This window comes from Arthrobacter sp. Y3223164 (assembly GCF_059091005.1).
The window spans coordinates 1-12934 of sequence record NZ_JBNHGF010000049.1 but is presented as its reverse complement, the minus strand read 5'-3'; the positions used below and the strand labels follow the sequence as shown (position 1 = coordinate 12934).

At 67.0% G+C, this 12934-nt stretch carries 12 protein-coding genes; 10 read left to right on the top strand and 2 right to left on the bottom strand.

What is annotated here, in order from left to right; translation table 11 throughout:
- The coding region (locus AC5RUJ_RS04855; protein WP_494155637.1) for an IclR family transcriptional regulator at window positions 1-560 on the bottom strand (560 nt) is incomplete at its 3' end.
- A 148-nt stretch (window positions 561-708) separates the two neighbouring features.
- Here AC5RUJ_RS04855 and leuC point away from each other — a divergent pair.
- The 6 genes from leuC to AC5RUJ_RS04825 all read left to right on the top strand — a co-directional run bounded on the left by leuC (window position 709) and on the right by AC5RUJ_RS04825 (window position 7302).
- On the top strand, window positions 709-2175 hold the full coding sequence (gene leuC / locus AC5RUJ_RS04850) for a 3-isopropylmalate dehydratase large subunit (protein WP_493986902.1): 1467 nt from the start codon (window positions 709-711) through the stop codon (window positions 2173-2175).
- A gap of 15 nt (window positions 2176-2190) precedes the next feature.
- Window positions 2191-2790 (top strand): 3-isopropylmalate dehydratase small subunit, encoded by a 600-nt coding sequence (gene leuD, locus AC5RUJ_RS04845; RefSeq protein ID WP_494128135.1) that lies wholly within the window; start codon window positions 2191-2193, stop codon window positions 2788-2790.
- Window positions 2791-3014: 224 nt separating this feature from the next.
- Entirely contained in the window at window positions 3015-4331 is a 1317-nt protein-coding gene (gene murA / locus AC5RUJ_RS04840; protein ID WP_494000008.1) for a UDP-N-acetylglucosamine 1-carboxyvinyltransferase, read from the top strand.
- A gap of 6 nt (window positions 4332-4337) precedes the next feature.
- Complete coding sequence (locus AC5RUJ_RS04835; protein ID WP_494000007.1) at window positions 4338-5123, top strand: lysophospholipid acyltransferase family protein; 786 nt, start codon at window positions 4338-4340, stop codon at window positions 5121-5123.
- Window positions 5120-6154, top strand: coding sequence for an NAD(P)H-dependent glycerol-3-phosphate dehydrogenase (locus tag AC5RUJ_RS04830; protein ID WP_494022893.1), 1035 nt, complete (start codon window positions 5120-5122; stop codon window positions 6152-6154). The genes AC5RUJ_RS04835 and AC5RUJ_RS04830 overlap by 4 nt, the downstream gene beginning before the upstream one ends.
- A gap of 11 nt (window positions 6155-6165) precedes the next feature.
- Complete coding sequence (locus tag AC5RUJ_RS04825; protein ID WP_494128165.1) at window positions 6166-7302, top strand: D-alanine--D-alanine ligase family protein; 1137 nt, start codon at window positions 6166-6168, stop codon at window positions 7300-7302.
- A gap of 36 nt (window positions 7303-7338) precedes the next feature.
- Here the strand turns inward: AC5RUJ_RS04825 and AC5RUJ_RS04820 are convergent, their stop codons facing one another.
- Entirely contained in the window at window positions 7339-7818 is a 480-nt protein-coding gene (locus AC5RUJ_RS04820; RefSeq protein WP_494000005.1) for a DUF3515 domain-containing protein, read from the bottom strand.
- A 125-nt stretch (window positions 7819-7943) separates the two neighbouring features.
- On the opposite strand from AC5RUJ_RS04820, the gene AC5RUJ_RS04815 reads away from it, so the two are divergent.
- The 4 genes from AC5RUJ_RS04815 to rsmD all read left to right on the top strand — a co-directional run bounded on the left by AC5RUJ_RS04815 (window position 7944) and on the right by rsmD (window position 12853).
- On the top strand, window positions 7944-8987 hold the full coding sequence (locus AC5RUJ_RS04815) for an LCP family protein (RefSeq protein ID WP_494128134.1): 1044 nt from the start codon (window positions 7944-7946) through the stop codon (window positions 8985-8987).
- A gap of 148 nt (window positions 8988-9135) precedes the next feature.
- The gene (locus AC5RUJ_RS04810; RefSeq protein WP_494001269.1) at window positions 9136-10074 is read left to right on the top strand and encodes a DAK2 domain-containing protein; all 939 of its coding nucleotides are present in this window, start codon (window positions 9136-9138) and stop codon (window positions 10072-10074) included.
- Window positions 10064-12259, top strand: coding sequence for an ATP-dependent DNA helicase RecG (locus AC5RUJ_RS04805; RefSeq protein WP_494128133.1), 2196 nt, complete (start codon window positions 10064-10066; stop codon window positions 12257-12259). Before AC5RUJ_RS04810 ends, AC5RUJ_RS04805 begins: the two co-directional genes overlap by 11 nt.
- Window positions 12260-12262: 3 nt before the next feature.
- Window positions 12263-12853: a 16S rRNA (guanine(966)-N(2))-methyltransferase RsmD gene (gene rsmD / locus AC5RUJ_RS04800; RefSeq protein WP_494012335.1), complete on the top strand. Its 591-nt coding sequence runs from the start codon at window positions 12263-12265 to the stop codon at window positions 12851-12853.
- Window positions 12854-12934: the final 81 nt, after the last annotated feature.

Genomic DNA, 12934 nt, shown 5'->3' with positions numbered 1-12934 from the left:
ACCGACGCCACGCCGGGTTCGCGCTCGCCCAGGCTCTGGCCCCAGCCGCGGCGGCGGACGCCGGCGAGGACTGTCGGGGTGAAGCGCGCCCCATGGAGTCCTTCGAGCAGCCTCTCGTGGTCTTCCCAGGCCAACAGCACCTGGGCGGCGGAGCCGGCCTTCATCGAAAGCTGTGTCCCCACCGGAATAGTGTCCCGCAATCCGATCGGCCGCTCGGCCGAGGCGACGCATACCCGCGAATCGCCCTGCCGGCGGAAAACCTGGGCGCTCTCACCCGTGGCATCGCGGAGGTTCATGAGCACCGGACCGGCGGCGGCTATGAGCCGGTCTTCGCCGGCGGCCGCGGCTAATTCGACCAGCCTGCTGCCCAGGACAAACCTGCCCTGCATGTCCCGGCTGACCAGCCGGTGGTGGACCAGCGCCAAAGCGAGCCGGTGGACGGTGGGCCGGGCCAGGCCGGTGGCGGCCACCAGTTGGGCCAGGGACGTGGGTCCGGCCTCCAGGGTGTCCAGCACCATGGCCGCCTTGTCGATGACGCCGACACCGCTAGGATTGTCCATAAGCTGATATTCTCATCTCAATATATGAGATGCAAGTCGATTGACTGGCGGGCGGGCAGCCTCGCTGGAAGAGTTAAAGCACACACTTGGTGCGGGCCTCCCGGCGGGAGAAAAAGCCTGCGTTGGTATTGATGGAGGAGATCTGGCCATGGCCGGTAACACTGCGGGCAAGACGCTCGCCGAAAAAGTCTGGGATGCACACGTGGTGCGCCACGGCGACGGTGAAGGCGCGGCGCGCCAGCCCGACCTCCTCTACATCGACCTTCACCTGGTACACGAGGTCACGTCGCCGCAGGCCTTCGAGGGCCTGCGCCTGGCGGGGCGCGGGCTGCGCCGCCCGGACCTGACCATCGCGACCGAGGACCACAACACCCCCACGCTGGATATCGACAAGCCGATCGCCGACCCGACCAGCCGCACCCAGATCGAGACGCTGCGCACCAACTGCCGTGAATTCGGGGTCCGGCTGCACTCGCTCGGGGACGCCGAGCAGGGGATCGTGCACGTGGTGGGTCCCCAGTTGGGACTCACCCAGCCCGGCATGACGGTGGTGTGCGGCGACTCGCATACCTCCACCCACGGTGCCTTCGGTGCCCTGGCATTCGGCATCGGGACCTCCGAAGTTGAGCACGTCATGGCGACCCAGACGCTGTCGCTGAAGCCGTTCAAGACCATGGCCATCAACGTCGAGGGAACGCTGCGCCCGGGGGTGACCGCCAAGGACATCATCCTGGCGGTCATCGCCAAGATCGGAACCGGCGGCGGCCAGGGCTACGTGCTGGAGTACCGTGGCTCCGCCATCCGTGCCCTGAGCATGGAAGCCCGGATGACCATCTGCAACATGTCCATCGAGGCGGGCGCCCGCGCCGGCATGGTCGCGCCGGACCAGACCACCTTCGACTACCTCAAGGGCCGGCCGCACGCCCCGGAGGGCGCCGACTGGGACGCCGCCGTCGAAAATTGGCAGACCCTGCGTACCGACGACGACGCGGTGTTCGACGCCGAGGTCTTCCTGGACGCCGATACGCTGGAGCCGTTCGTCACGTGGGGGACCAACCCCGGACAGGGCGTTTCCCTGTCGGAAGCCGTGCCGTCGCCCGACGACTTCGCCGACGAGAACGCCAAGGCAGCCGCGGAACGTGCGCTGGCCTACATGGGTCTCGAAGCCGGCACCCGCATGAAGGACATCCCGGTCGACACCGTCTTCCTGGGCTCCTGCACCAACAGCCGCATCGAGGACCTGCGCATCGCGGCGGACATCATCCGCGGCCGGGCCAAGGCGCCGAACGTGCGCATGATGGTGGTGCCCGGGTCTGCCCGTGTCCGCCTGGAAGCAGAGGCCGAAGGCCTGGACAAGGTGTTCAAGGAGTTCGGCGCCGAGTGGCGGTTCGCCGGCTGCTCCATGTGCCTGGGCATGAACCCGGACCAGCTGGCCCCGGGCGAGCGCTGCGCGTCCACGTCCAACCGGAACTTCGAGGGCCGGCAGGGCAAGGGCGGGCGGACGCACCTGGTATCGCCGGTAGTGGCGGCCGCCACCGCAGTCAGGGGCACGCTGAGTTCGCCCTCGGACCTGGACCCGGTCAACAACGACGCCGTCTCGCGGCCTGCCGCCTAAGGAGCCTGAAGAATCATGGAGAAGTTCGCCACCCATACCGGCATCGGGGTCCCGCTGCGGCAGTCCAACGTGGACACCGACCAGATCATCCCGGCGGTGTACCTCAAGCGGATCACCCGGACAGGCTTCGAAGATGCCCTGTTCGCAGCCTGGCGCAAGCACGAGGACTTTATCCTCAACCAGGAGCCGTTCAGCCGCGGCTCCGTTCTCGTGGCCGGCCCGGATTTCGGGACCGGTTCCTCGCGCGAACACGCGGTCTGGGCTTTGAAGGACTACGGGTTCCGCGTCGTCCTCTCCTCCCGGTTCGCCGACATCTTCCGCGGGAACTCCGGCAAGCAGGGGCTGCTGGCCGCCGAGGTCGCCCAGGATGACATCGAGCTGATCTGGAAGGAACTGGAGAACCACCCGGGCACCGAAATCACGGTGGACCTCGAGTCGAAGACCGTCACGTGCGGCACCATCACCGCGCCGTTCGAGATCGACGACTACACCCGCTGGCGGCTGCTCGAAGGCCTGGACGATATCGGGCTGACCCTGAAGCATGAGGCGGAAATCACCACCTACGAGGCCACCCGCCCGTCCTGGAAGCCGACGACCCTCCCGGCAAAAGTCTGAGGACACGCGCCCTGGCGCGAATCGGCGCCGTCGAGGGAGCCGTTCCGGCTCCGTCGGCGGCGCCGATTTGCACCTGCGACTGCCTCATGCAAGGCACCGGCCGGCGGGACGGAAAGCGCCGGACTCGCTGCCCGTTTATTTCAGAGTGGTCACGGATTGCCAATATGCTTAGCTGAGGCCCTGGCGCAGTTCGGCGCTAAACTAGCTTGAGGAAACAGGTATTCATGGCAAGTGTTTTGACCATTCGTGGTGGCGTTCCGTTGGCGGGGAAGGTATCCGTCCGCGGCGCCAAGAACCTGGTTCCCAAAGCGATGGTCGCGTCCTTGCTCGGCAGCAATGCCTCGGTCCTGCGGAATGTGCCCGAAATCAGGGACGTGGAAATCGTCACGAGCCTGCTCCGCCTGCACGGCGTCGAGGTGTCCAAGGACGCGGTGACGGGTGACCTGACGCTTGACCCCACCAAGGTCAAGACGGCCCACATGAAGGACATCGACGCCCACGCCGGCGATTCCCGCATTCCAATCCTTTTCTGCGGGCCCCTGATCCACGCGATCGGCGAGGCCTTCATCCCCGACCTGGGCGGCTGCCGGATCGGCGACCGGCCCATCGACTACCACCTCGACGTGCTGCGGCAGTTCGGCGCGATCGTGGACAAGCGGCCCGGTGGCATAGCCATCTCCGCACCCAGGGGACTGAAGGGCGCGAAACTCACGCTGCCGTATCCCAGCGTGGGCGCCACCGAGCAGGTTCTCCTGACGGCAACCCGTGCCGAGGGCATCACGGAATTGAGCGGCGCCGCCATCGAGCCGGAAATCATGGACCTCATCGCGGTGCTGCAGAAGATGGGTGCCATCATCACGGTCCAGACCGACCGTGTGATCCGTATCGAGGGCGTCACCGAACTGTCCGGCTTCAACCATCGCGCGCTGCCCGACCGCAACGAGGCCGCGTCCTGGGCATCCGCGGCGCTCGTGACGCAGGGAGACATTTACGTCGAAGGTGCCCATCAGGGCGACCTCACCGCCTTCCTGAACACCTACCGCAAGATCGGCGGGGCGTTCGACATCGACGACGACGGCATCCGCTTCTACCACCCGGGCGGCAGCCTGTCGCCGCTGGTGCTCGAGACCGACGTGCACCCGGGCTTCATGACGGATTGGCAGCAGCCCCTCGTCGTCGCCCTGACGCAAGCCGAAGGCGTCTCGATCGTGCACGAGACCGTGTACGAGAACCGGTTCGGATTCACCGAGGCGCTGATTCGGATGGGTGCGAACATCCAGGTGCACCGCGAATGCCTCGGCAGCATTCCGTGCCGCTTCGGGCAGCGAAATTTCCTGCATTCCGCCGTGATTTCCGGACCCACACAGCTCTCCGGGGCGGAGATAGACATCCCCGACCTCCGCGGCGGCTTCAGCCACCTGATCGCCGCGTTGGCGGCGGCCGGAACCTCCCGCGTGACCGGCATCGAACTCATCAACCGTGGCTACGAACGCTTCCAGTCAAAGCTGGAGGGCCTCGGCGCGGACTTCGACGTCGAGTAGGCGGACATGGGAGCAGACTCCAAAGAGCGGGTGGTCATTGGTGTCCTCGCCGGCGTTGTCCGGCCAGTCCTGAACCTGGTCCTCCGTCGCAACTGGACGGGAACGGAGAATTTCCCCAAGGACCGGGGATTCATCGTCTGTCCGAACCACAACACGGAAATCGATCCGCTCGTGGTCGGCCATTACGTCTACAACCAGGGCGCCCTTCCGCACTTTTTGGCGAAGGCCTCGCTGTTCAAGATCCCGGTGGTCGGGCAACTGTTGACGGCGGCCCGGCAGATACCGGTGGAGCGGAGCAGTTCGGGCGCAAACCGTTCCCTTGACGTCTCACGCGAGGTGCTCGATGAAGGCGGTGCCGTGATCATCTACCCGGAGGGAACGCTGACCCGGGACCCGGCCCTGTGGCCGATGCGCGGGCGCACCGGGGCGGCAAGGCTCGCGCTGCAGACCGGCGCACCGGTCATTCCGGTGGCGCACTGGGGTGCCAACCAGCTGTTGCCCCGTTATGCGAAAAGGCCCAGCCTTTTTCCGCGCAAGACGGCACACGTCACGGCCGGACCGCCGGTGGACCTGAGCGAATTCAGCGGCTTGCCGATCACCAGGACCGTTCTCGAGGCCGCAACGAATAGGATTATGGACAGCATCACGGCGCTGCTGGCCGAAGTACGCGGCGAGGCAGCGCCCGCCGTCCGCTGGGATCCTTCTGCTCACGGTCAAAGCGCCATGGGCCGGGACTTTGGTTCCGGCGAACCGGTGCATACAGAAGAGCTACCGCCCGAGGAGAAGTTGTGACAGCACGCCCCGACCTGCCTGCCAACATCGCCGTTCTCGGAGCAGGAAGCTGGGGCACTACCTTTGCCAAGGTCGTCGCGGACGCCCACCCCGAGGTCGAGGTCAGGCTCTGGGCCCGGCGCGCCGAAGTGGCGGAGGAAATCAATTCCCGGCACCGGAATGCGAAGTACCTCCGGGACATCGCGCTGCCGGAGAACATCGTCGCTTCGGAGGACGTCGCCGAAGTCCTCCGCGGCGCGCCGCTGGTGGTGCTCGCTGTTCCCGCCCAGACCCTCCGGCCGCAGCTGGCGTCCTGGAAGCCGCTGCTCGATCCGGAGGCAGTGGTCGTCTCGCTCATGAAGGGGCTGGAGCGCGGGACCGATGCGCGCATGAGCGAAGTCATCAAGGAAGAGCTCGGCCTGTCCGACTCCCACGTGGCCGTCATTTCCGGTCCCAACCTGGCGCTCGAGATTGCGCGCAAGGAACCGACAGCCTCGGTGGTGGCCTGCACGGACGACGACACCGCGCAGTGGATTGCGCGGCTGTGCACCGCCAGCTATTTCCGTCCGTACACGAACTCGGACGTCACGGGGGTGGAGATCGGCGGCATCGTGAAGAACATCATTGCCCTGTGCGTGGGAATCTGCGACGGCAAGGGCATGGGAGACAACACCAAGGCGACGGTCATCACCCGCGGACTGGCCGAGACCACCAGGCTCACCCTTGCCCTCGGGGGAGAGGTCCAGACGATGGCCGGGCTGGCCGGGCTCGGCGACCTGGTCGCCACCTGCGCGTCGCCGCTGTCGCGCAACCATACAGCCGGACGGCTCTTGGGCGAAGGCCTGACCCTGGACCAGGTGACGGAACGAATGACCCAAACGGCCGAAGGCATCAAGTCCGGCCGCGCCGTGCTGGATCTGGCCACCAAGGTGGGCGTCGACATGCCGATTACCGAGGCAGTGGTTGCCGTCCTGGAGGGACAGGTGTCCGTAGAGGCGCTGGCGCCACGCCTGTTGACCCGTGAACTCAAATCCGAAGGTGAACTCCAGTGAACGACGAGACCATTCCCGCCGCGAACGCCCCGTCGCCGGGCCGCAAACCCCGCGTTGCCGTCCTTTTCGGCGGGCGGTCCAGCGAACATTCCGTCAGCTGCGTCACCGCGGCCGGGGTTCTCGGGGCCATCGACAAGGACAAGTACGACGTCGTTCCCATCGGAATTGCGCGCAACGGCCAGTGGGTCCAGGTCGCCGAAGATCCGGCCCAGTGGTCGCTCGCCTCGGGGAAAATGCCGGAGATCAGTGCGTCCGCCGAACCCGTTGTGCTGGCCAGCAGGCGGGACACGCCGGAACTCATGGTCGCGCCGGCCGCGCAGGTTCCGCAGAGCCTGGGCAACGTCGACGTGGTGCTGCCGCTGCTGCACGGGCCGTTCGGCGAGGACGGAACGCTTCAGGGGTTGCTGGAGATGGCCGACGTCCGCTACGTCGGCGCCGGCGTACTGGCCTCTGCCGTCGGCATGGACAAGCACTATATGAAGGTGGTCTTCGAATCGGCCGGCCTCCACGTCGGTCCCTACCAGGTCATCACCGACCGTCAGTGGCAGCAGGACCCGGACGCGGTGCTCGAACGTCTGGGCACGCTCCAGTTCCCGGTCTTCGTCAAGCCGGCCCGGGCGGGTTCTTCCATGGGAATCACCCGGGTGGCCGAGCCGGGCGGCCTGCGCGCCGCCGTGGAGGCCGCCCGCGAACACGATCCCAAGGTGGTTGTCGAAGCCGGCATCATCGGCCGCGAGATTGAAGTAGCGGTGCTGCAAGGCAGGGGAACAGAACCGACGCGCACCAGCCTGCCCGGGGAAATCGCCGTCCAGCCCGGCGAGCATCAGTTTTACGATTTTGAAGCGAAATACCTGGACGGTACGGCCGCCGCCCTCAGCTGCCCGGCGGATTTGCCCGCCGACGCCACGGAAAGAGTGCGCGAACTCGCCGCACAGGCGTTCGACGCGCTCGGGGGAGAGGGACTCTCCCGGGTCGACTTCTTCTACACGCCGGACGGCGAGCTCATTATCAATGAGATCAACACCATGCCCGGGTTTACGCCGATCAGCATGTATCCGCAGATGTGGGCGAAATCCGGACTGCCTTACACCGAGTTGATCGACGAGCTGCTGTACCTGGCCCTCAACCGCAAGACCGGCCTCCGCTGACCATGCCGGCCGGCGCGGTATCGCCGGCCGTGCCGCCTACAGGACGTCGGAAATGCTCAGGCATTCGCGTTCCTGCGGAATCTCCGACGCCGCCGCCGAGATGTCCATCAACACGGAGCTCTCTGCCACGTCATCGGGCTTGAACAGCAGTTCCGTGGCCGGGGTGCGCCCGTAGGTCGTGGCCGTCCAGTAGCCGTTCTCGCCTTCGCGCAGTACCCAGTCGACGCCGTCGACCGAGACGCATTGGTCCGTCGTCGGGCCGGGAACCGGCACACCGCACCGCAGGATGACCTGGGAAGGGTCCCCCCACGCGGCGGTCGCCTGGCTGCTCGTTTCACGGCGCGGGAAATCGGCGACGTACTGGGGGAGGATGACCATCATCGGGGCGCATCCGGGGTTTGCCGCGTCCGGAGCGGCGTCAACGTCGACAACAGGCGAACACGCCGTGAGGCTGCCCAGGGCTCCAAGCGACAAAAGGACGGCAAAACGGCGGCGTCGGGGGAAGGCGCGGGTCATACAGCCAGCGTATCCCGACCATCGCGGCCCGCCGGAGCGACAGTGACCGCAGCCACGCCAGACCGGCCCTGCGGTAAGGAGACGGCCGCGGGGTTTATCCTTTTAGGTAGCCTCACCCCTAGGAAGTGACCCCATTGACTGCTGACCACGACAACGAATACCGCCCGCGGCGGCAGCGCCGCCAGCGGAAGAAAGATCCCATCCGCACCATCTTCTTCACCCTCGTGGGCATCGTTGTCGTCGCTGCGATCGTCGGAGGTGGCTACTTGTTCAACTTGGCCAACTCCTTCAACAGCAAGTCCCAAACGATAGAATCGGCCTTCCCGGACAATCGGGCCGAGAAGGACCCGAACGACAAGACGGTCAACATTCTTCTGATGGGCTCCGACAGCCGCGCCACGGGTACGCAGAATCTGACCGAGGTCTCGGACGGCAGCCGCTCCGACACCATGATGCTGATGCACATCCCGGAGAATCGGGAGAACGTCTACGTCATGTCGATCATGCGCGACACCTGGGTGGACATACCGGGCCAGGGCGAGCACAAGATCAACGCCGCCATGGCGTTCGGCGGGGTACCGCTTGTCGTCGAAACCATCGAAGGGCTGTTTGAGACCCGCGTCGACCACGTCGCCATCATCGACTTCTCGGGGTTCAAGGAACTGACCGACGCCTTGGGCGGGGTGGAGATCAACAATCCGGCGGCCTTCTCGGCAACCGGGTCGACCGGCGAGTTCTTCCCGGCGGGCACCCAGACTCTGGACGGCGAGTCTGCCCTGTCCTTCGTGCGGGAGCGCAAGGCCTTCAGCGACGGCGACTATCAGCGCGTGCGCAACCAACAGCTCTTCGTCAAGGCTCTGATGTCCGAGTTCCTGACGGCCGAGACACTGACAAACCCCGTGCGCATTAACGAGGTAGTCGACGAATTTTCCCCGTTCGTGAGCGTTGACAGCGAATTCGACGCCATGAAGGCAGGCTCCCTGGGCGTCTCGCTTCGGGATGTACGGTCAAGCGACGTTCAGATGTTCACCCTTCCGACCCTGGGCACCGGCACTTCCGCGGACGGCCAGTCGATCGTCCTGCCGGACGAGGCGGCCATCGCCGAGATAGCCGACGCGCTGCAGAACGACAGCCTCGGCGAATATCTGAGTACTGCGGATCTCGAGTGAGCCGCGACGCTACCGTATGCCGGTGAGCGGAGCCGGCTGCGGTAGGCTCAGGTAACGCCGGAGGACTGAGATCGATCGTTGGCGGGCATCGCCGGCGCATGCAGATGGGACCCCTTTGCAGACGAAAATTGCTGCCAATGCCGAAGCGCTGCGCCGCTGGCTGTCCAGGGCCGAGGTCGTCCTCGGCAACCACAGTGACCGCCTGAACGCCATCAACATCTTCCCGGTGGCCGACGGCGACACGGGGACCAACCTCTATCTGACCGTCCGGGCGGCGGCGAAGTCGGCCGCCGAAAACCGGACGGCGGACATCGGCGAACTCCTGGCCGGAGCAGGCCAGGCGGCGATGGAAGAAGCGCGCGGGAACTCGGGCACCCTGCTGTCCGTTTTCCTGGCCGCCCTGGCCGAACCCTTGCGGGGCACGACCCGGTTGACGGGGCCGCTGCTGGCCGCGGCCCTCCAGCGTGCCGAAATCCGGTGCTGGTCCGCGTTGAGCGAGCCCGTGGAGGGCACCATGCTCTCCGTCATCGCGTCGGTCTCGCGGGCGGCATCGGCGGTACATGCGGCGAAGAACGGCGACGACAGCAACCACGGCCTGGCGGCAACGCTGGAATCGGTCGTGGAAGAGGCGGTGGCCGCGGTCGTCAGGACCGAGACCCAGCTCGGGGCACTTGAATCGGCGCACATCGTCGACGCCGGCGCCGTCGGGTTCCTGCTCATCATGGACACCCTGCGGGCCAGCGCCCTGGGCGTGGAACTGCAGCCGGAACTGCTGGACGGCCTGCACGGCTACAACGTGCAGGATCCGCACCTGCACCTGGACCACGTGCACGAAGGTGTCGAGGTCATGTGCACCGTCAACCTCAGCCCCCTCGACGCCGCGACGCTGCGCCTGAAACTGGACGAGCTGGGCGACTCGGTCATCATGAGCGCCGTGACAGAAATCGAGGGCGGGTACCGTTGGCGCGTCCACGCGCACGTGCCGGACGGCGACGCGGCACTGGAGGTTATCCGGGAGCTGGGTGAACCGATGAACGTCAGCATGACGGAGCTGGCCGGCCCGCCGGAGCAAAACCATGGCGGTTGACCCAGCCGACGAGCTGAGCGTCCCGCTGGAGCGGCGGCTCGGCAAGCGCTCGGCCTCGGCACTCGAAAAGCACCTGGGCATGACGGTGACCGAGGAACTGCTCAACTACTTCCCGCGGCGATACATGAAGCGCGGAGAGCTGACCATGATCGCCGAGCTGCCGATCGACCAGGACGCAACCCTGGTCGCCCGGGTGCTGAGCTCCAGTTCACGCAAGATGCGGGCCCGCCGCGGTTCGCTGACCGAGGTCGTCGTGACCGACAATTCCTCGGACATCAGCCTCACCTTCTTCAACGGCTATCAGGCGGAACGGGAACTGCGGCCGGGGACCATCGCCATGTTCTCCGGCAAGGTGACGTCCTACCGCGGAAACCTCACCTTGACCAACCCCGACTACCAGTTGCTCGAAGACGCCTTCGACTTCGACGCCGAGGAGGCCCTGCGCCCGGTGCCCATGTATTCGGCGACGGCAAAACTGGGCAGCTGGCGCATCAAGGCGGCCGTTGACCTGTTGCTCGATGCCGTGGACTTCGGGCGCCTGGGGGACCCCATCCCGACCGACATCGCCGTACGGGACGGAATGCTCTCACTGGCTGAGGCCTACGAACAGATCCACCGGCCCTCGACGATGGAAGCCGCCAGCGCGGCCCGCGACCGCTTCCGCTATCAGGAAGCGCTGGTCCTGCAGGCGGCCCTCGGGCGGAAGCGGGCCATCGCCGCGGCCGAACAGGCGACCGCACGCCCGGGCCGGAAGGGCGGTATTGCCGACAAGTTCGACGCCCGCCTGCCCTTCGACCTGACCGCGGGACAGCGCGAGGTCGGCGCGACGATCGCGGCGGAGCTGGCCGGAGATTCACCCATGAACCGGTTGCTGCAGGGGGAAGTCGGGTCGGGGAAGACCCTGGTTGCCCTTCGGGCCATGCTGCAAGTGGTCGACTCGGGCGGCCAGGCCGTCCTGCTCGCGCCGACCGAGGTCCTGGCGGGCCAGCATTTCGCATCGATCACCCGGACGCTTGGCCCGTTGGCGCAGGGCGGCATGTTGGGCGGCGACCCCGACGGCACTAAAGTCGTGCTGCTGACCGGCTCGATGACCGGAACGGCCAAACGCAGGGCCTTGCTCGATGTGGCGGCAGGCGAGGCGGGCATCGTCGTCGGCACGCATGCCCTGCTGTCCGACACGGTGCAGTTTTTTGACCTCGGCCTCGTGGTGGTGGACGAACAGCACCGCTTCGGCGTGGAACAGCGCGATCGCCTCCGGAGCCGCTCGGCCACGCCACCGCACCTGCTGGTCATGACTGCCACGCCCATTCCCCGGACGGTGGCGATGACCGTCTTCGGGGACCTGGAAACGTCCGTGCTGACGGAGCTGCCCGCGGGCCGCGCTCCGATCACCACCCACCTGGTGGCCCTCCAGGAACATCCTGCCTGGGAGGACCGGATCTGGGAACGGGCCCGGGAGGAGGTCGCCGCCGGCCGGCAGGTCTACGTCGTGTGCCCCAAGATCGGGGATGACGAGCTCGAAGAGGCCGATCCGCCGGACGAGCTGTCAGGGCAGCCGGAGCAACAGCGGCCCATGGCATCGGTGGCCGCCCTGGTCGAGTACCTGGGCGGGCTGCCGGTCCTGGACGGAATCCGGATCGGCATGCTGCACGGCCGGATGGAGCCGGAGCAGAAGGCCGCTGCCATGGCGGCGTTCAACGACGGAACGTTGGACATCCTGGTGTCCACCACGGTCATCGAGGTCGGCGTCGACGTGCACAACGCCACCATGATGGTGATCCTGGACGCCGACCGCTTCGGCATTTCGCAGCTCCACCAGCTCCGCGGACGGGTGGGCCGCGGCGGGCTCCCCGGCACCTGTCTGCTGGTCACGCAGCTGGAGCCCGGGCACCCCAGCCGCGAGCGGCTGCAGGCCGTAGCCGCGACCACCGACGGGTTTGAACTCTCGCAGGCAGACCTCCAGCTGCGTCGCGAAGGCGACATCCTCGGGGCGTCCCAGTCCGGCGGCAAATCCACCCTGAGGCTGCTGCGCGTGATCAAGGACGAGGCCGTTATCGCCCGTGCCCGGGAAGACGCCACGGCCATCCTGCAGCGGGACTCTACCCTGGCCCGGTATCCCGAGCTGGCGGCCGCCATCGAGCTGTACCTGAACCCCGAGCGGGAGGCCTTCCTTGAGCGCGGGTAACCGGTGAGCCGCATCGTGGCCGGCGTGGCCGGGGGACTGGCCCTGGCCAGCGTGCCCGGGGAGAACACCCGGCCGACGACGGACCGGGTCAAGGAGGCGTTGTTTTCCCGGCTGGAGTCCTACGATGTCGTGGCCGGCGCCCGGGTACTCGACCTTTTCGCCGGCTCCGGGGCTCTGGGAGTCGAGACCGCCAGCCGCGGCGCCGCCACGGTGGACCTGGTCGAAGCGGCCGACAAAGCCGCGGGGGTCTGCCGCCGCAACGCCGAGCTGGTCAACGGCAAACTGGGCCGGAAGACGGCCACGGTGCACCGGATGAAGGCGGAACGGTTCCTCAAGGACCTTCCGCCGGGACACCATTGGGACCTGGTGCTGATGGACCCGCCGTACCCGCTGGCCGAGGACGCGCTCGCCGGCATCCTCGCCTCCTTGTCCGGATTCCTCGCTGACGGCGCCGTCGTCGTCGTCGAACGCTCTTCGCGGTCACCCGAACCGGAATGGCCCGAAGGCCTCGTCCGGTTCGCCGTCCGGAAGTACGGCGAGACGCGTCTCTGGTTCGCCGAACCCGCCGTGGACCAGTCAGCTGCGGGCGAATGAATCGAGCTCCGGGCCGCTGAGGACCGCCGCCGGGTGCGGGCCCGCCGCCAGCAGGGCGGCCGACCATTCCGGCGGCCACAA

Bases quoted from the DNA above. Each gene is read 5' to 3' on its own strand.
- AC5RUJ_RS04835 (WP_494000007.1), top strand. From the start codon at position 4,338: ATGGGAGCAGACTCCAAAGAGCGGGTGGTCATTGGTGTCCTCGCCGGC.
- AC5RUJ_RS04805 (WP_494128133.1), top strand. From the start codon at position 10,064: ATGGCGGTTGACCCAGCCGACGAGCTGAGCGTCCCGCTGGAGCGGCGG.
- AC5RUJ_RS04820 (WP_494000005.1), bottom strand. From the start codon at position 7,818: ATGACCCGCGCCTTCCCCCGACGCCGCCGTTTTGCCGTCCTTTTGTCG.
- murA (WP_494000008.1), top strand. From the start codon at position 3,015: ATGGCAAGTGTTTTGACCATTCGTGGTGGCGTTCCGTTGGCGGGGAAG.
- leuC (WP_493986902.1), top strand. From the start codon at position 709: ATGGCCGGTAACACTGCGGGCAAGACGCTCGCCGAAAAAGTCTGGGAT.
- leuD (WP_494128135.1), top strand. From the start codon at position 2,191: ATGGAGAAGTTCGCCACCCATACCGGCATCGGGGTCCCGCTGCGGCAG.